The following is a 17,832-nucleotide window of genomic DNA, read 5'->3' as shown; positions in this document are numbered from 1 at the left end:
CCCGGCGCGACATCCCGGTTCCCTGACGTCGCTTATGCTCCTCAGTACGAGATCTTCGCGCTGACGCTGATCGCGCGCGGATCGCCCGGCTGGATGTACTCCGCGTACTGGAAGCCCCAGTAGCGTTTGTTGGTCAGGTTGGTCAACGCTGCCCGCAGCGTCAGTTCCTTGCCTGCCACGCGTGTGCTGTACGTCGCGCCAAGGTTGAATATCGTGTAACCACCCAGCGTGAGGTCGCCGGCCGGGCGCAGCTTGGTTGTGCCCGTGTACTTGCCGTCGATGCCCACCTTCAGGCCCGGCACGTACGGAATGCGATACGCCAGCCGGCCGGTCAGGATGAAGCTGGGCGCGCCGGCCACGCGGTTGCCGTTGTAGGTCTGGCCCTTGTCGTAGTAGCTGTCCAGATACATCGCGCTGCCGCCCACTTCCCATTGGGAGCCGATACGCGCGGCTCCAGCCAGCTCTGCGCCCTGGTAGATCGACAGGCCATCCTGCACCAACACGTTCTGCGAGTTGGTGTACTCGGCACCGCGCTCGATGCGGAACAGCGCCGCCGTGCCGGTCCAGAGACCCTGATCCGTCTTCGCGCCGATTTCGTATTGCTTGCTCTTGACCGGATTCAGTTGCGCGCCCGCGTTCGCGAACGTCGTGCCGACCGTGGTGCCGCCGTCGAACGCTTCCACGTAGCTGGCGTACAGCGTGGTGCTCGGCATCGGCTTGAACATCAGCGCGACGGTCGGCGTCAGCAGGCCGGTCTTGTCATAGTGGGTGGTGCGCGTGCCGTCGGTCCCGTAGCTGTTCTGCTCGTAGTTGGTGAAGCGCAGCCCGCCCAGCACCGACCAGCGCTCGGTCAGCTGGATCGTGTCGCTCATGAACAGCGCCTTTTGCGTGATGTCGCTGGCACGGTACTTGTTGAACGCAACCTGGCTGTAGTAAACGCCGGTGTACGGCTGCGACAGGTTGCCTGGGTCCAGACTCAGCGACACCGGGTTGCTGCTGTAGCGGTTGACCTGGTTCTGCCACGTCACGCCGCCGACGAACTGGTGCGAGAACGGGCCGGTACGAAAGCGGCCTTCGACCATGGTCGTCCACTGGTTGAACTGGTGTCCCTCTGCGCCGTCGTAGCGCAGGTCGGTGTAGTCGCCGTTGCTGTCGATCAGGCTCAGGCTCGACTCGTTGCGGCTGCGCGACTGCTTGCTGAAGCTGTAGATCGTGCTGACCGTCCAGTCGGTGTTGAGGTTGTAACGCAGGCCCGTGGAGTAGAACTGCAGGTTGGAGTAGAAGTGCTGGTCCGGGCCTGCGAACAGGCCACCCCGGCCGCTGACCACGCCTGGCAACTGGCTTCCGGGGGCAAGGCTGTATGTGGTGAAGGTGGGCGTCTGGCCGAAGGTGCTGCGGTCCTGGTAGATGCCGTCGAAGGTCCAGGTCAGGTCTCGCGTGATGCGGGCGTCCAGGCCAAGCGATATGGAGTTGCGGTTCAGCCCGACGGCGTTCGACGGCTTGCCTTCCTCGTGCGTCAGGTTCAGTCGGTAGCCGAACATGTTGTCCGGGCCGGCCCGGCCACCGACGTCGACATGCTCGCTCCACAGGTGGGACGAGCGATAGCCCAGTTCCGCGCTGGCCGTGAAGACGTCGGTCGGCTTCTTCGTAATGTAGTTGACCGTGCCGCCCGGGTTACCGAAGCCGTACATGAAGCCCGATGCGCCCTTGAGCAGTTCCACCTGTTCGAGCTGTTCGTAGGGCAGCGTGATGCCGTAGCTCACGAACGGCATGCCGTTGATCTTGAATCCGTTCTGCCAGTCGAGCTGCAGCCCGCGCACGGTCAGGTAGGACGCCCATGCATTGTTCGCGTTGCTGTTGTCGGAGACCGATGCATCGGTGAAGAACACGTCGCCGAGCTTGGTGACCTGGCGTTCGGCCAGGTCGTCGCCGGTGATGACCGTGGTCGAGAACGGTGTGTCGAGCTGTTTCCGGGAACCGAGCGCGCCACTGGTCATGGGCTTGTCCAGGTGCGGTCCGACGTCGATTTCCTGCGCGGCGCTCACCGTTACAGTCGGCAGCGCCTGTTCCGGGGCGGATTGTGCCGTTTGTGCGGTTTGCGTGGTCTGGGCGGTCTGGGCGGTCTGGGCGGTCTGGGCGGTCTGGGCGAACGCGCCAAGCGGCAGGCCCGCGATGACCGCCACGCGGGCGATGAAGACTGTGGCGCGCAGGCGCGACGGGACAGGCTGCCGGTGGACGGGGCGGGCGGCCGGGAACTGGCGGGATGACATTGAAGCTGGCTCGTTCGGTTTTTGTTGATAGTGTAAATACGAACAATTCGTATTTACACTATGGGAGGCCGAATCATGCCCAGTGATCCATTGAGTCGTCAAGCAAGCCCTTGTTGCCAAAGCGGCATTTGCCGCCCAGGTCGCTTTGGCCGCTTTGGCCGCTTTGGCCGCTTTGGCCGTCTCGTCTGTTGTATTTTCCCGTCCCGGCGGGGTGCCGGAACGGGAATCAGCGTAGCCCCAGCTGCACTTCGAGGTTGTGGGCCAGCGTCACCAGCCGGGGGCCGACAAACTGCTCGACCGCATGGAATCTGCCCGGCTGCGCCCGGATGCCGCTGTTGATCACGAACCACTGCGAGTCAACGGGCTTGCACAGAGGAACGGCAAAGCCGAACACGTCATGGCGCCACTCGGCGCGGTTCGTACAGTAGCCCAGCCGCTCGAGGTCCTTGCGTGCCTGGGACAGTCCCGGCGCACCACGTGCGAAAGCGTCGGGGTCCTGCAGGCGCAGGCGGTTCAGCACCGGGTCGCGCAGTTCTGCCGGCGCGCGGCAAAGCCAGGCCTTGCCGATGGCCGTCGTCAGCATTGGCAGTGCCGCGCCGATATCGGGCGGCACCACGAGGTTGTCCGTCGAGCGCGCGGTCTCGACGTATATCATCTGCGTCCGGTCGCGGATGCCGAGCGAGACCGCGCCGCCCACTTCGTCGGCCAGCGCCTTCATCAGCGGCCGCGCAATCTGGCGAATCGGCATGCTGGCCAGCAGCGGGTAGCCCGGCGCCAGCACGGGTGCACCCAGCCGGTATTTGCCAAGCGCGGTGTCATGACGCAGATAGCCGAGCGCGCTGAGCGTGTGGGTGAGACGTGCCACGGTCGACTTCGACAGCCCGGTGCGCTGCACAAAGTCCTTGTTGCCCAGCAGCGATTCGCCTGCCCGATAGGCCAGCAGGATGTCCAGTCCGTTGGCCAGCGTGGTGGCGAACTGGCGGTCGCGGGCGTCGTCCGGAGGGATGTCGGTGGCGCTCATCGTCACTCCCAGGCCACCAGTGTTTCCACCTGCGCCACCAGCTTCAGCAGGCGCGGCCCCATCTCGCGTTCGAGCTTCCGGGGCGTCATGCGCACCGCGGGCACGCCGCAGTTGAAGACCAGGATCTCGCCGTCGATGGGAGTCCGCATCGGCACGGCCACGGCGTGAACGTCGCGCTGCCAGTCGCCACGTGACCGCGTAAAGCCGAGTGTCGCCAACTCCTCGATGGCCGTATCCACGGCACCCGCCAGCCGTTCGTAGTCGTCCGGCTCGGCCTCTCGCAGCGCGTCGAGCAGGCGGTGGCGCACGTCTTCCGGTGCCCATGCCAGCCATGCCCGGCCCATCGCCGTGGCCAGCATCGGCAGGGATGCGCCGATGTCCGGACGAAATGCGATCGCGTCGTGACCCCGGCTGGTTTCGACGTAGACCATGCGCAGCCGGTCGCGCAGCCCCAGCGATACGGAGCCGCCAACCTGATCGGCCAGCGCTTTCATGAGCGGCCGGGCCAGCTGCCGCACGCGCAGGCTGGCCAGCAGTGGATACCCAAGCGAGAGCGCGGTCGAGCCCAGCCGGTAGCGGCGCAAATGGGTGTCGTAGAGCAGCAATCCGCGCGCCGCCAGCGTGTAGGTCAGCCGGCTGATGGTCGCTTTCGACAGACCGGTGCGATCGGCCAGTTCCTTATTGCCGAGCACGGTCTCGCCCACGCGAAAGCACTGCAGCAACGCCAGGCCGTGGGCCAGCGTGGTGGCAAAGGCGGGATCGGGGTGATGGGGGCGCGTTGGCATCTGGCGTTTGGTTTGGCGTTCATCTTACCGAAGCGATGTGCCGATTGCGCAATGGTTGTTCAAGATAGCGAAACAACGGTGCCGACATTCGGGAGGCGCGCGTACGCTCCTCGACATCAAAAATCATGGTGGAGCGAGACGATGATCCGGGACCCCGAAGCTTTCGATGCCTTTCTGCAGACCCTGCGGCGCTTCGTGCGCGAGAAGCTCGTGCCGCGCGAGGCCGAGGTGGCCGAACATGACGAGGTGGCGCAGGATCTGGTCGACGCCATGGCCGCGCAGGGCATGTTCGGCTACTCGATTCCCGAACAGTACGGCGGCGCCGGCATGACCACCGAGGAGTTGGTGCTGGCGGCGATGGAGTTGTCGCAGTGCTCGGTGGCGTTTCGGGCGCGGGTCGGCACCAATACCGGCATCGGCTCAGAAGCGCTGGTGGCTGATGGCACGCCCGCGCAGAAGCAGCACTATCTGCCGCTGCTGGCCAGCGGGCAGCTCACCGGATCGTTTGCGCTGACCGAGCCCGAGGCCGGCTCCGACGCCACCGCGCTGCAGACCACGGCCGTGCGCGACGGCGATGCCTACATCCTCAACGGCACCAAGTGCTTCATTACCAATGCGCCGATTGCTGGCCTGTTCACGGTCATGGCACGTACCGATCCCGCCAATCTGGGCGCAGGCGGTATCTCGGCCTTCATCGTGCCGCGCGAGACACCGGGGCTAAGCACGGGCCGGCCGTACCAGAAGATGGGCCAGGCCGGATCGCCGGTGTCCGAGGTGCATTTCGACAACTGCCGCGTGCCGGCGGTCAACCTGATCGGCGGCGAGGAAGGCAAGGGCTTCCGCACCGCGATGAAGGTGCTCAACAAGCAGCGTATCCATCTGGCCGCGCTGTGCACCGGGCCCGCGATCCGGATGCTCGAAGACGCGGTGCGCTTCGTCACCGAGCGCAAGCAGTTCGGGCAGGTGCTGGCCGATTTCCAGTTGGTGCAGGCCATGATCGCCGACTGCCAGACCGATATCCACGCGGCGCGGGCGCTGATTCTGGAAACGGCACGCAAGCGAGATCTGGGTGAGGACGTGACGATGCAGGCGTCGATCTGCAAGTACTTCGCGTCCGAGATGTGCGGCCGCGTGGCCGACCGCTGTGTGCAGTTGTTTGGCGGCTACGGCTACATCGCCGACTACGGCATCGAGCGCTTCTATCGCGATGTGCGCCTGTTCCGCCTGTACGAAGGCACCAGCCAGATTCACCAGATCAACATCGCCAAGCGGACCTTTGCCCAGGCCGGCGGCCAGCGCTGAGCGGGCTATCCAGGCCCCAGACCCCAGACCCCAAAACCCAGATTCACGGAGACAATCATGATCAAGCCCTTGATCGCGGCGGCCGGCATGTCGTTCGGCCTGTTTTTCGGCATGGCCCCGGCGCACGCCGAGACCCCTTATCCGAACAAGGTGATCAGGCTGGTGGTGCCGTTCGCGCCGGGCGGGTCCACCGATATCGTCGCCCGGCTGATTTCCGAGCCGCTGCGCGACGAACTGGGCCAGACGGTAATCGTCGACAACCGGCCGGGCGCGGGTGGCAATATCGGCGGCGACATCGTCGCCAAGGCGGCGCCGGACGGCTACACGCTGCTGCTGGCCGCCGCCGGGCCGACCGTCATCAATCCGAGCCTCTACCCGAAGATGTCCTACGATCCGGTGCGCGATCTGGCGCCGGTGACGATGATCGAGCGCGAGCACAACGTGATGGCGGTCAATGCGTCGCTGCCGGTCAAGAACGTGCAGGAGTTCATTGCCTACGCCAAGTCGCACCCGAACCAGCTTTCGTTCGGATCGCCGGGCAACGGCAGCCCCGCGCAACTGGCCGGGGAACTGTTGAACCAGACCGCGGGCATCAAGCTCCAGCACGTGCCATACAAGGGTAGCGGCCCGGCCGTGGCAGACCTGATCGCTGGCCATATCACACTGCTGATCGACAATATGCCGGCGCTCTGGCCGCACGTTCAGTCGGGCAAGCTGCGCGCGCTGGCTGTGACCAGCGAAAAACGCGCTACGGCGGCGCCGGGCCTGCCGACGGCACAGGAAGCCGGGCTCAAGGGCTATGTCGTGACCGCTTGGAAAGGCCTGATGGTGCCTGCGCATACCCCGCGTCCGGTCGTCGACAAGCTTAACCAGGCGATGGTGAAGATTCTGGCGCGGCCCGAACTGCGCAAGAAGCTGGTGGAACTGGGCGCGGAGCCGGTGGGCGATACGCCCGAGCAGTTCGGACAACAGATTCGTGCCGATGCGGCGTGGTGGGCCGCACTGGTCAAGTCCACCGGCACCACGCTGGAATGATGGCCATGGGAACCAATATTGCGGAGCTGCGCGGCAAGGTGCGGCAGTTCGTCGAACAGCACGCGATCCCGAGCGAAGACCCTGTACTGGCGCATGACGTGCAGCGCCTTGACGTCGTGGTCCGGCGGCTGCAGGGTCTGGCCCGGGAGGCGGGCATCTACGCCCCCCATCTGCCGCCCGAGCACGGCGGGCTCGGGCTCGACTGGCAGGCGCGTGCCGAGATTCTGGAGGAAGCCGGCCGCAGCTTCCTTGGCGCTCCGGCGCTGAATTGCGCGCCGCCCGACCAGCCGAACATGATCAACCTGATGCGCCACGGCAACGCCGCGCAGCAGGCGCGCTACCTGCAGCCGCTGGTGCAGGGCCGGATCCGTTCGTGCTTCGCCATGACCGAACCGGCGCCCGGCGCGGGCTCCGATCCGTCGATGCTGCGTACCACCGCCACGCGTCAGGACGGCAAATGGGTCATCAACGGCCATAAGTGGTTCATCAGCGGGGCCGTGGATGCGGCGTTCGCGATCGTGCTGGCGCGCACCGATGAGGCGGCCGGTACCGGCGCCACGATGTTCATCGTCGATACCGACAACCCTGGCTACCGCCTCGTGCGGAACATCGCGGGGATGGACGGCTATCAGGTGGGCGGCCACGGCGAGATCGTATTCGAGCAATGCGTGGTCGATGACGACGCGGTGCTTGGCCAGGTCGGGCAGGGCTTTGCCTATGCCCAGGCGCGGCTGGAGCCCGCCCGGCTGTCGCACTGCATGCGTTTCATCGGCCGCGCGTCGCGTGCGATGGAGATCGCGCAGCAGTACGCCGCGCAGCGCGAGTCATTCGGGCAACGGCTGGCCGATCTGCAGCAGGTGCAGGCGATGGTGGCCGATTCGCATATCGACCTGCATGCCAGCCGGCTGATGGTGCGCGATTGCGCGCGCAAGATGGACGCCGGGGAATCGGTCAAGCACGACTCCGCGATGACCAAGATCTTCGTGTCCGAAGCGGTCTGGCGCGTGGCTGACCGCGCGGTGCAGATCATGGGCGCGCTCGGCATTTCCGATGACACCCCGGTCTCGATGATCCAGCGCGAACTACGCCCGTTCCGGATCTACGACGGTGCGTCCGAACTGCATCGTGCCACGCTGGCACGTCGCATCTTCCAGCACGGGCTGCGCCCGTGAATCCGCAGTCAACCGCAAACAATCGCATGAATCCCGAAGCAGAACAACCCGGTGGCCCGCTGGCCGGGGTACGCATCCTCGACATGGCCACCGTCATCGCCGCGCCGTTTTCCAGCACGCTGTGCGCGGACATGGGCGCAGACGTCGTCAAACTCGAACTGCCCGATGGGAGCGACCCGCTGCGCGGGCTGGCTCCGGTCAAGGGCGATCTGGCGCTGTACTGGAAGGTGACCAATCGCGGCAAGCGCGGTATCACGCTGGACGTGCGCAAGCCGGCCGGGCGCGCATTGTTCCTGCGGATGCTGCCGGACTTCGACGTGCTCGTGGAGAACTTCCGGACCGGTACGCTTGATCGCTGGGGGCTCGATATCGACACGCTGCGGCGTGCCAATCCGCGTCTGGTCGTGCTGCGCCTGACCGGCTTCGGGCAGACCGGCCCCTACGCACAGCGCGCCGGGTTTGCGCGGATCTTCGAGGCGATGAGCGGCTTCACGAACCTGACCGGCGAGACGGGCGGGGCGCCGCTGCATATGAACTACCCGATGGGTGACATGGTGGCCGGCCTGTTCGGCGCGTTCGCGATTGCCAGCGCCATCGCCGAACGTCGCCGGCCTGGCAACGAGACCATGCCGGGCCAGGAAATCGACCTGGCCGCCACCGAGGCGCTGTTCCGGTTGCTGGAGCCGCTGGCGGTCGAGTACGAGCAGCTTGGCCAGGTCCGCCAGCGCGCGGGCAATCGCGCCACGTATACCGCGCCGTCGAACATGTATGCCACGGCCGATGGCCAGTGGGTATCGCTGGTGGCATCGTCGGGCCCGATCTTCCGGCGCCTGTGTCAGGCGATCGGGCAGCCGGGCGTGGCCGACGACCCGCGCTTCGCCACCAACCCGTCGCGGGTGCGCCATCTGGACGCGCTCGATGAAGTCGTCGCCAGGTGGTTCGGCAGCCATGCCTATGCGGATGTGGCAAGCACCCTCGAGGCGCACGAGATTCCGTTCAGCAAGATTTTCTCGATCGCCGATATCGTCGACGATCCGCACTTTCAGGAACGGCAGGCGATCGTCAGGCTGCCCGATCCGGACCTGGGCTCGATCCCGGCACCCTGCGTGGTGCCAAGGTTCGCCGGACACACCCCACCGCCAGCCAGGAGCGGGCCGGGGGTCGGCGAGCACAATGCGGAAGTCTACGGCGCGTTGGGACTGACGGCCGCCGACCTGACCGGGCTGCGCGAGGGCGGGGTGATCTAGGCGGGCTGTGGTCAACGGCTTGCATCGACAACATACATACCCTCTGCGGCGTGGTTGTTGCGTTGCGGCACTTGGACGGCCGGTCAGAGAAATGCCGACAGACTGGTGGTGTCGCAATCGGGTAGACTCGGCGAGTTCGATACCCGAATCCCGGTGGCTCGGGTTCCAGGACGCAAGGAGATGCCACGCATGTACGCAGCAGAGTCCGCGCTTGACCACCGTACCGCCGATCCCGCGCCTTCGGGCGCGCCGGCCGCCGCGCCAGCGGAAACCCGGACGGAGGCCGCCACACGGGACCTTCGCCGCGTGCCGATTCACCCCGATCACTGGTATCCACTGGCCTGGTCCCGCGAGGTCAAGGCCGGCCAGGCACATGGCGTCCAGTTCGCTGGCGACCCGATCGTGCTCGTGCGCACCGCAACCGGAAAGATTTTCGCGCTGGAGGATCGCTGCGCCCATCGACAGGTGCCGCTCCACGCGGGCGTGGTGGATGGCGAGTCGATTCGTTGCTGCTATCACGGCTGGACATACGATTGTTCGGGACGCTGCATCGACGTGCCTTATCTGGGCAAGGAGCGCCTGCCGAACGGCGTGCGCGCCTATCCGTGCGAAGAGCGCGCGGGCCTGATTTTTGTCTTTCCGGGCAATCCGGCGCTGGCCGGACAGCAGCCGCTGCCCGAATTCGCCTCGGTGGCGGACAAACACTACAAGACACGACGCTTTGGCCGGGAGGTCAAGTGTCACTATTCCTTCATGCACGAAAACCTGATGGACATGAACCATCAGTTCCTGCATCGGCGGCAGATGGGCATGATGCGCGCGCGGTCGCTAGGCCGCCGCCGTGGCGCCGACTTCGTGGAGGTGGACTACACCTTCTCGCGCGAAGGCGGCAAGCAGCCGATGGGTGAGGCGCTTGTCTTCAGCAAGGAAGGCGGCGAAGGCAATAAGGACGTGATGACCGTCCGCACCGGCTACCCGTACCAGACGCTGAAAATCCGCTCTGGCAGTGGCACGCTCGTGATGGATCTCTGGATCGCCTATGTGCCGCTGGACGCGGCGCAACGCACCAACCGCACGTTCGGTATGCTGTCGATCCGCCGCCCTGGCATTCCTTTCGCGCTGGACTTGGCCTGGCCGCTACTGGTCTGGTTCACCGAGCGGATCTTCAAGGAAGACCGCTGGATCGTCGAGCGCGAGCAGGAGGCCCATGACCGCCAGGGTGAGGACTGGAATCACGAGGTATTCCCGGTCATCCGCGATCTGCGCGATCTGCTGCGCGAGTGCGGTGGCCGCACGGTCATTCCGATCCAGCGGCTGGAGACCCAGGTTTGAGGCGGTCGACAGGCAAGGTACGCGTAACGCGGCGCGACATATTCACAACATTTACGGGTGAGAGGGGCGAATGGGAGACACGCGTCGATTGGCGGGTCTGTTTGGTCGTTTCCTGGTTGTCATGATCGCGGCGTTCCTGACGGCCTGCGCGGGCTTGCCGCAGCGGCCGGAACTGCAGCCCGAAGTGGCGCTGCGCGATACCAGCGATACGGCGATAGCCAGAGAACTGGCGCCACAACTGGCCGCCCATCCGGGCGAGTCCGTGTTCTATCCGCTGGCCGCAGGTACGGATGCGTTTGCCATGCGTATCGCACTGGCTCGCGTGGCGCAGCGCTCGCTCGATATCCAGTACTACATTTACGAAACGGACGATACCGGCCTGACGCTGCTGGCCGCCATCATGGCCGCGGCAGATCGTGGCGTGCGGGTGCGGCTGCTGCTTGATGACATTCATCTGGCCGGGCAGGACAAGATGCTGCAGGTGATCGACGCGCATCCGAACATCGAGGTGCGGGTGTTCAATCCGTTCGCCAGCCGAAATGTGCGCCTGCTCGAGTACGTCACCGCTTTCAGCCGGATCAACCGGCGGATGCACAACAAGTCGATGACTGCCGACAACCAGCTCACCATCGTCGGCGGACGCAACGTCGGCGACGAGTACTACGGCGCGGCGCAAACCGATTTCAGCGACCTGGATCTTCTGGCGGCCGGTCCGGTGGTGCCAGAGGTGTCGGCCGTGTTCGACGATTACTGGAACAACGAAGCCGCTTATCCGATCTCGACCCTGGACAAGCCGCTCACGGGCAAGGAGGCCGCCGAGCAGCAGGAGAAACTGCGCAACGCCGTCGACGATCGCGCTATCGCCGTGAGTGCGACGCCGTATGGCAAATCCGTGCTGGAGTCCGGGGTCGTGCATGCGCTTCACCAGGGCACGCTGCCGTCCTTCTGGGGCCGAGCGACGGTTATCGCCGACAAGGCGGCCAAGATCCAGTTGCCGCCCGACGACGATTCCACGCACGCCATCCCGCAGCTAGGCAAGATTCTCGACAGCGCCAAGCATGACCTGACGCTGATATCCCCGTACTTCGTGCCGCCCGACGACGCCATGGACTGGCTGACCGGGATGCAGAAGCGGGGTGTCCAGGTTCGTATCCTGACCAATTCGTATGGCGCGACGGACGTGACGGCGGTGCACGCGGGCTATGCGCCGAGGCGCGAGGCCCTGCTGAGGGCAGGGGTGATCCTGTACGAACTGAAGCCATCGGCCTACGCCGAACTGGCCAAGGAAAGAAAGTCCCACCGCAGCGGCCCGGGCGGCAGCAGCCGCGCCAGCCTGCACGCCAAGACCTACATGGTGGATCGACACCAGTTGTTTATCGGATCCCTGAACCTGGATCCGCGTTCGGCACGGCTCAATACCGAAATGGGTATCGTGGTCGACAGCGCGCCGCTATGCGAGATGTTCGGCAAAGTGATCGACGCCGCGTTGCTCGACGTCGCCTACCAGGTCGTGCTCGAGACCGATCCCGCGACCGGCAAGGAGCAGATGGTGTGGGTGACCCAGGAGGACGGCGTCCTGCGCACGTATCGCAGCGAGCCCGACATGAACGCCTGGGACCATATCAAACAGGGCGTGTTGCGGATGTTGCCGGTGGAATCGCAGTTGTAGCGAACGACTTTGCGTGTTGTTTTCCCCCTCTCCCGCACGGCGGGGAGAGGGGAGAAGAACCACCGTGGGCTCAGCGCTGCACCAGCGCCTTGAAACCCTCGATCAGCCTGTCGATATCGGCTGCCGTGATCGCGCCCATCGTCGAGATGCGGAACAGTTGCGAAGACAGGCCGCCCTGGCCAGCGTAGATCACGAATCCACGGGCCTTTAGGCCGTCGTGAAGCTGCTCGTACGTGACGCCGTTGGGCAGGCGGTAGGCGCGCAGCACCACCGACGACTGCTCGGCGGGCCAGAGTGCCTCGATGCCCAGCGCGGCCAGACCGGCGCGCGCCTGTTCGGCCAGCGCCGCATAGCGCTGGTGACGACCTTTCCAGCCGCCTTCTTCCTGATGCTCGCGCAGCGCTTCCACCAGCGCGTAGTACGCATGGACGGACGGCGTGAACGGCGTGTTGCGCTGGTCCTGCAGCTTTGCCAGGCGAACGAGATCCAGGTAGTACGTACGGGTTGCCGCATGGGTCAGCGCGGCGCGGCGCGCAATCACAAAAGCCGCACCCGGCACGCCGTGCAGGCACTTGTTCGCCGTGGAGCACACCGCGTCGATATTGCCGCTGAAGTCGATCGCTTCCGCGCCGAAGCTGCTCACCGTGTCCACCAGCAGACGCACGCCACGTGCCTGGCACAGACGGTCGATCGCCGACAGGTCATTCAGCCGACCAGTCGTGGTTTCGTGATGGATCACGGCCACGTGGGTGATGGCGGGATCTTCGGCCAGCGCCGCGTCGATGCGGGCCAGGTCGGGCGCTTCCATCCAATCGTGCTTCACCAGCGCATGCGCGATCTGGTACTGCGCGGCGATCTGCGCGATGCGCTCGCCGTACACGCCGTTCTGCACGATCAGCAGCTTGCCGTTGGCGGGCACCATCGCCGCGATCATGCTTTCCAGCGCAGCCGTGCCGGAGCCGGTCATCAGTACCGCCGTCCATGCCGCGGGGTCGAGCGCGTAGATGTTGAGCAGCCGATCGCGCGCTTCGTCCTGCAGGTCGAAAAACTCGCTTTCGCGATGGCACAGGTCGGTTTGCAGCAGGCTCCGGCGCACGCGTTCCGAAAGCGTGACGGGGCCCGGGTTAAGCAGCAGCATGCTTCTCTCCGGCATGGCCCTGGTCGGCGCCGATCTGGCGGCCAAGGCGCGTCTTGACTTCCACCGGCGTCACCGACGGACGCGGCAGCCCGTCAGGCGTGCCGGCGCGGGTCTGCAGGCAGACGAAATTCGGGCCCGATGTCGCCGTGGCGGCGCTGGCCAGCACGCGGTCGAGCATGTCGAGATCGTCGCCCTCGATCGCCGAGGCATAGCCGCACGCCGCGGCAACACCTGCGAACGAGACGTTGTGCGATACCGTGGCCTGACCGCCGGTCGAATCATGTGCGTTGTTATCCAGCAGCACGTGCGTCAGGTTGGCCGGGCCATACGCGCCGAGCGTGGCGAACACGCCCATGCGCATCAGCGCCGCGCCGTCGCCGTCGACGGCCACGACCTTCAGGTCCGGACGCGCCATGGCCAGCCCCAGCGCGAACGGCGTCAGGCAGCCCATCGAGCCAACCATGTAAAGCTGGTTGGGACGATCGTCGAGCGCGTACAGTTCACGACCGCAGAAGCCGGTGGAGGCCAGTACGACGGTGGAATCCGCCGGCGTGTGGGCGATCACGCGTTGCAGCGCTTCCTGGCGGCTTGGCAGCGGCGTGGCGCCGGAACGCGACACTTGCGGCGTTGCCTTCGCGCGCGCCACGGGTGGCGTCTGCGTCTTGAGCGGGTAGGGCGCCACGCTGCCCTTCTGCATGATCAGCGCGTACGGCCGGCCGGTGGCATCCATATGGGCGATGGCGCGGTCCAGCGCCGGGCCCACGGCATCAGGCTCGGTCGGGAACAGCTCCCACGGGATCTCCATCGTGTCGAGCATGGCAGGCGTGACCGGGCCCATCAGCGCGTGCTGAGGCTCGTCCGACGCGCCGCCGGGTTGTCCGCGCCACGTGACGATCAGCAACTGCGGCAGGCGGAACGTCCACGTCAGCGAGGTGAGCGGGCTCACCGCGTTGCCAAGGCCCGAGTTCTGCATCATCGTGATGCCGCGCACGCCATTGCGCGCGCCCTGCGTCACGCCAGCGATAAAGGCCACGGCATCGCCTTCATTGGCGGCCGACACGTAATGCAGGGAAGGGTCCTGCACCACGTAATTGATGAACGGCGTCAGGTACGAGCACGGTACGCCCGCGTACCACTCGAAACCGCGCTCGCGCGCGGCTTCCACGAACTGGACGGCCTCGATCATCGGGCAGTCTCTCCGTCGTTGTTGCCCAGCGCGTACGGCGTTTGCGTGTGCGCGAAGTCTCCGGCCCGGCGGAAGTCCTCCAGGTCGTTCACGCCGCGCCAGTGGCCATGTACGTAACGGACCTCGACCTTCTCGCCGGCTTCGACCAGCGCGTTGATCAGGTCGGGCATGTCGAGCGAGTCGAAGTCGGGCCGCTGACGCAGTTCGGCCAGCAGCTTCTGCAGGCGCGCGCGGCCTTCGCCCCGCACGTTGAGCAGACCGATCCAGCGGCCATGCGGCTCTCCGTCGGTAGCGGCCGGCGTGTCGGAGATCTTGCGCAGCAGCACCTTCTGGCCGAACAGGTCGCGGTCGTCGGCGGCCGAGCACCACGCGAAATCGCGCACGCTCTGGTTCGACGGGGCGGACTCGGATGAGTCGACCACCACGCTGAACGGCGCATCGGTTTCCAGCAGGTCGCGCAGGATGTAGCTGCGGAACATCAGGTCGCCATAGGAGACGACGGTGTCGGTCTCGAGCGAATCGGCGGCGCACGCCAGCGAAGCCAGCTCGCCGGTGGCGGCGTGGCGCTCGTTGCGCACCAGCTTGATGCCGGCCGCGTCGATCGCCTCGGCCTTGTAGCCGCCCACCACGGTGATGTCGTTGATGCCCTGGTTCTTGAAGCCGTCGACCAGCCAGCGCAGCAGCGGCTTGCCGGCTACCGGCAGCATGATCTTGGGCTTGTCTTCGGTCAGGGCCTCCAGGCCCTTGCCGCGTCCGGCCGCAAGCACCACGGCGGAGCTGGGCGCCTGGCCACCGGTCAGGTAGATCTTCTCGGCGGCCGAGTATTCGTCGGCATCCTGCAGGCGGAAAATTTCGTTGACGGTGGCGATGCGGTCTTCCACGTTGACCAGCGTCTGGCTGTCGTGGATTTCCCGGGCCACAGCCTGCATCGACGATGCGGCCACGCGGATCAGGTGGTTGGCCCAGATCACGAGGCTGATGCCGGCCTTGCGGAACACGTCGGTCGGCGTGCTGTAGTACTTGGTGGGAACGATCACCAGCGGCGCGCGCCCGGCCCATTCGCGCGCGAAGGTCACGATCTCGTCGGCCTTCGACAGCTTGCTGTGGATCAGGATGGCGTCGGCGCCGGCCTGACGGTACGCCTCGGCGCGGCGCAGGGCTTCTTCCATGCCCCAGCCGGCGATCAGCGCTTCGACACGCGCGACGATCGAGAAGTCGTCGTCGGCCTGCGAATCCTTACCGGCCTTGATCTTGCCGCAGAACTCGTCGATATCGGCCAGCGGCTGCTGCTCGCCGCCGATGAAGCTGTTGGTCTTCGGGAAGATCTTGTCTTCGATGCAGACGCCGGCGATGCCGCGCTGCTCGAGCTTGCGCACCAGGCGGCGCACGTTGTTGAAGTTGCCGTAGCCGGTGTCGCCGTCCAGCAGGATCGGCAGATCGCTGGCATCGGCCATGAATTCGAGGTTGTCGACCACCTGGGTCCAGCTTGCCTCGTTGTTGTCGCGCACGCCGAACTGGGCGGAGATGGCCAGGCCCGAGGCCCAGATGCCCTTGAAGCCGGCCTCGCGCACGATGCGCGCGGACAGGCCGTTATGGGCTTCCATGATGAATTCGAGTTCGTTCGAGCGCAGCATCTGGCGCAGGCGGGCGCTGCGCGAGGTGGCGAGGAGGTTCGGGTCGTGGGCGTTCATTGGGCGATTCCTACGGGCTGCAGTTGGGGCAGGACTTCTTCGGCGGCACGGGCCACATCGCCCGGGAAATCGATCTCGATCCAGGGCGCGCCGGTGACGTCAGCGGTATCGAATGTGTGGGAGCGTTCCAGCAGCAGGTCGCGCACCGCTTCTTCGTGCGGCATGTTGGCGCGGCCGCCATCGACATAGCCCTTGACGATTTCGGCCAGACGTTGGGCGCAGTCCTGCTTGAAACGGAAGAAGCCGACCGATTCGCCGATCGTGTCATACGAGAGATCGGCCATGAGCTGCTTGCGCAGTTCCACGGGCACGCCATCCTTCAGACACAGCTTGACGGGCTCGTCGCCAGCCTCGAAATCGCGGTCGATCAGCAGGCGGTTGACGGTCTCGCCGGCCACGAGCTTGCTCATGATGCGCTCGTCATAGAGCACGTCGGCGTCCATCAGCAGCACGTCGCCACCGCGCGTCATGGCATCCGCCGCGGTGTGCACGGTCAGCACGCTGCCCAGGTCGTAGCGGGGATTGATCACGATTTCGGCCGAGCGGTTCAGGCGGGCCAGCTCGGCCTGCACCTGTTCCGGCTCGAAGCCGAGCGCGAGCACGACTTCGGTCACGCCGGCGGCATCGAGCATACGCAGATGACGCTCGAGCAGCGTGACGCCGTCAAAACGCAACAGGCACTTCGGGAACTGCTTGCCCGGCTGTTGCTGAAGTCGCAGGCCGAGGCCCGCGGCAAGAATGATTGCTCGCATTGACTTGTTCTCACATGCAAAGAAACTGCTGGGGGCTTAAAAGCCGTTTCAAAAAGATTCTGGCGTCGTTGCGGGGCCTTGCCGTACGACTTGTACTGTCTGCGGCCCCGCCCTTGCAGGGCGCGCATACGCTTGCAGGCACATGCCGTTCCGCAGGCGGCTCGCATGCGAGCCGAAACCCCTGCTTCACCCTAGCCAGAACCGCTTCGCTTCATTTTGAAAGCGCCTCTTAGTCGGTGCCTTGGAGCGCCGCCCTGGCGCGGCGGCGCTGGAACTTGCGCTCGCTGAAATGCAGATAAATCAACCCCGGGATGCCAAGCACCAGCTCGCGCACGCGCTTGGCCAAGGACAGCGCCAGCGCGGCATCGGGCGGCAGGCCCACCAGTGGCGCCAGCAGCAGATAGCCACCTTCCTGCGCGCCAAGCGAGCCGGGGATGGCAAATGCCGCGCCCCGGATTGCCTGGCCCACGCTTTCCAGGAGAAGGGCTTCATGCCAGCCCACTGGGTGTCCCAGGAAGTACAGGATCAGCCAGACCTCGCCGGTACCGGCGATCCAGCCAGCCAGGTTCAGCAGGAAGCTAATTGCTACCTTGCGACGATCGCGATACATCTCGCGGATCGCCTGATCCACGGCGTCGGCGCGCAGGGCCAGGCCATCCCAGTTCTGCTTGCCGAAGACCTTGGCCGCCATGCGCAGCACGCGGCCAAACATGCCACGCCGCTGCAGCACACAGAACACCAGCACGCAGGCGGCCAGGATGACGGTGACGACGATGATCGGGGTGCGCTGGTCCGACAGGTTGCCCTGCGCGCCGAACAACAGAATGCCGAGCAACGCGAAGATCATCTGGGAGAGCGCCTGGGTGGTGGTGCTGACGGTGATGGCGGCCGCCGCGTCGCGCATCCGCGCACCGCGATGGGACAGGTAGCGCACCATCAGTACCGGCCCGCCGATCTGGCCCGCTGGCAGCAGGCTGTTGACCGACTCGCCGGTCCAGCGGGCGCGCAGCGCGCTGCAGAACGTGCCATGACGGGTCTTGCGGTCCAGCAGCACGGCGATGGCGCCGGCATCGAGCAACAGTGGGAGCAGATGGAACGCGGCCACCACGGCCAGGCCCCACCCGGCGGACATCAACGTGGTCGTGACCGCGTCAAAGCCTTGCCAGGCAAGCAGACCGACGAACAGTGCCGCGCCGATCGAGAACAGGAGGAATGCTGCACGGCTCACGCGA

At 65.8% G+C, this 17,832-nt stretch carries 14 protein-coding genes; 6 read left to right on the top strand and 8 right to left on the bottom strand.

The genetic code is table 11. The annotated features are described in order from the left end of the window. Positions 1-41: 41 nt before the first annotated feature. The 3 genes from RMET_RS09105 to RMET_RS09095 all read right to left on the bottom strand — a co-directional run bounded on the left by RMET_RS09105 (position 42) and on the right by RMET_RS09095 (position 4,076). Positions 42-2,270 carry a TonB-dependent siderophore receptor gene (locus RMET_RS09105; protein ID WP_011516548.1) on the bottom strand — a complete coding sequence of 743 codons (2,229 nt, stop codon included), beginning with the start codon at positions 2,268-2,270 and terminating at the stop codon, positions 42-44. Between the two features lie 226 nt (positions 2,271-2,496). Further along, the gene (locus tag RMET_RS09100) at positions 2,497-3,291 is read right to left on the bottom strand and encodes an IclR family transcriptional regulator (protein WP_011516547.1); all 795 of its coding nucleotides are present in this window, start codon (positions 3,289-3,291) and stop codon (positions 2,497-2,499) included. Between the two features lie 2 nt (positions 3,292-3,293). Beyond that, on the bottom strand, positions 3,294-4,076 hold the full coding sequence (locus RMET_RS09095) for an IclR family transcriptional regulator (RefSeq protein ID WP_011516546.1): 783 nt from the start codon (positions 4,074-4,076) through the stop codon (positions 3,294-3,296). 141 nt (positions 4,077-4,217) lie between these two features. Here RMET_RS09095 and RMET_RS09090 point away from each other — a divergent pair, with 141 nt between their 5' ends. The 6 genes from RMET_RS09090 to RMET_RS09065 all read left to right on the top strand — a co-directional run bounded on the left by RMET_RS09090 (position 4,218) and on the right by RMET_RS09065 (position 11,833). Beyond that, entirely contained in the window at positions 4,218-5,378 is a 1,161-nt protein-coding gene (locus RMET_RS09090) for an acyl-CoA dehydrogenase family protein (RefSeq protein ID WP_029307846.1), read from the top strand. 57 nt (positions 5,379-5,435) lie between these two features. After that, complete coding sequence (locus RMET_RS09085; protein WP_011516544.1) at positions 5,436-6,413, top strand: Bug family tripartite tricarboxylate transporter substrate binding protein; 978 nt, start codon at positions 5,436-5,438, stop codon at positions 6,411-6,413. Next, positions 6,410-7,585: an acyl-CoA dehydrogenase family protein gene (locus RMET_RS09080; RefSeq protein WP_011516543.1), complete on the top strand. Its 1,176-nt coding sequence runs from the start codon at positions 6,410-6,412 to the stop codon at positions 7,583-7,585. The genes RMET_RS09085 and RMET_RS09080 overlap by 4 nt, the downstream gene beginning before the upstream one ends. A 26-nt stretch (positions 7,586-7,611) precedes the next feature. After that, positions 7,612-8,832 (top strand): CaiB/BaiF CoA transferase family protein, encoded by a 1,221-nt coding sequence (locus RMET_RS09075; protein WP_011516542.1) that lies wholly within the window; start codon positions 7,612-7,614, stop codon positions 8,830-8,832. A gap of 189 nt (positions 8,833-9,021) precedes the next feature. Next, a complete protein-coding gene (locus tag RMET_RS09070; RefSeq protein ID WP_017514376.1) occupies positions 9,022-10,164 on the top strand; it encodes an aromatic ring-hydroxylating oxygenase subunit alpha in 1,143 nt (380 codons plus the stop codon). Positions 10,165-10,234: 70 nt separating this feature from the next. Continuing rightward, positions 10,235-11,833 carry a phospholipase D family protein gene (locus RMET_RS09065; protein ID WP_011516540.1) on the top strand — a complete coding sequence of 533 codons (1,599 nt, stop codon included), beginning with the start codon at positions 10,235-10,237 and terminating at the stop codon, positions 11,831-11,833. 70 nt (positions 11,834-11,903) lie between these two features. On the opposite strand, the gene RMET_RS09060 is transcribed toward RMET_RS09065, so the two are convergent. The 5 genes from RMET_RS09060 to RMET_RS09040 form a co-directional block, all read right to left on the bottom strand. Next, complete coding sequence (locus RMET_RS09060) at positions 11,904-12,971, bottom strand: 2-aminoethylphosphonate aminotransferase (protein ID WP_011516539.1); 1,068 nt, start codon at positions 12,969-12,971, stop codon at positions 11,904-11,906. Beyond that, positions 12,958-14,157 (bottom strand): phosphonopyruvate decarboxylase, encoded by a 1,200-nt coding sequence (gene aepY, locus RMET_RS09055; protein ID WP_011516538.1) that lies wholly within the window; start codon positions 14,155-14,157, stop codon positions 12,958-12,960. Before aepY ends, RMET_RS09060 begins: the two co-directional genes overlap by 14 nt. Next, complete coding sequence (aepX, locus tag RMET_RS09050; protein ID WP_011516537.1) at positions 14,154-15,848, bottom strand: phosphoenolpyruvate mutase; 1,695 nt, start codon at positions 15,846-15,848, stop codon at positions 14,154-14,156. The genes aepY and aepX overlap by 4 nt, the downstream gene beginning before the upstream one ends. Beyond that, positions 15,845-16,600 (bottom strand): phosphocholine cytidylyltransferase family protein, encoded by a 756-nt coding sequence (locus tag RMET_RS09045; RefSeq protein WP_011516536.1) that lies wholly within the window; start codon positions 16,598-16,600, stop codon positions 15,845-15,847. Before RMET_RS09045 ends, aepX begins: the two co-directional genes overlap by 4 nt. Positions 16,601-16,829: 229 nt before the next feature. Next, positions 16,830-17,828: a flippase-like domain-containing protein gene (locus tag RMET_RS09040; protein WP_011516534.1), complete on the bottom strand. Its 999-nt coding sequence runs from the start codon at positions 17,826-17,828 to the stop codon at positions 16,830-16,832. Between the last annotated feature and the right edge of the window lie 4 nt (positions 17,829-17,832).

Source organism: Cupriavidus metallidurans CH34 (genome assembly GCF_000196015.1).
In the GTDB taxonomy this organism is placed as follows: Bacteria; Pseudomonadota; Gammaproteobacteria; order Burkholderiales; family Burkholderiaceae; genus Cupriavidus; species Cupriavidus metallidurans.
Note: the sequence above shows the minus strand (reverse complement) of the source record. Positions and strands in the feature narration are given on the sequence as shown.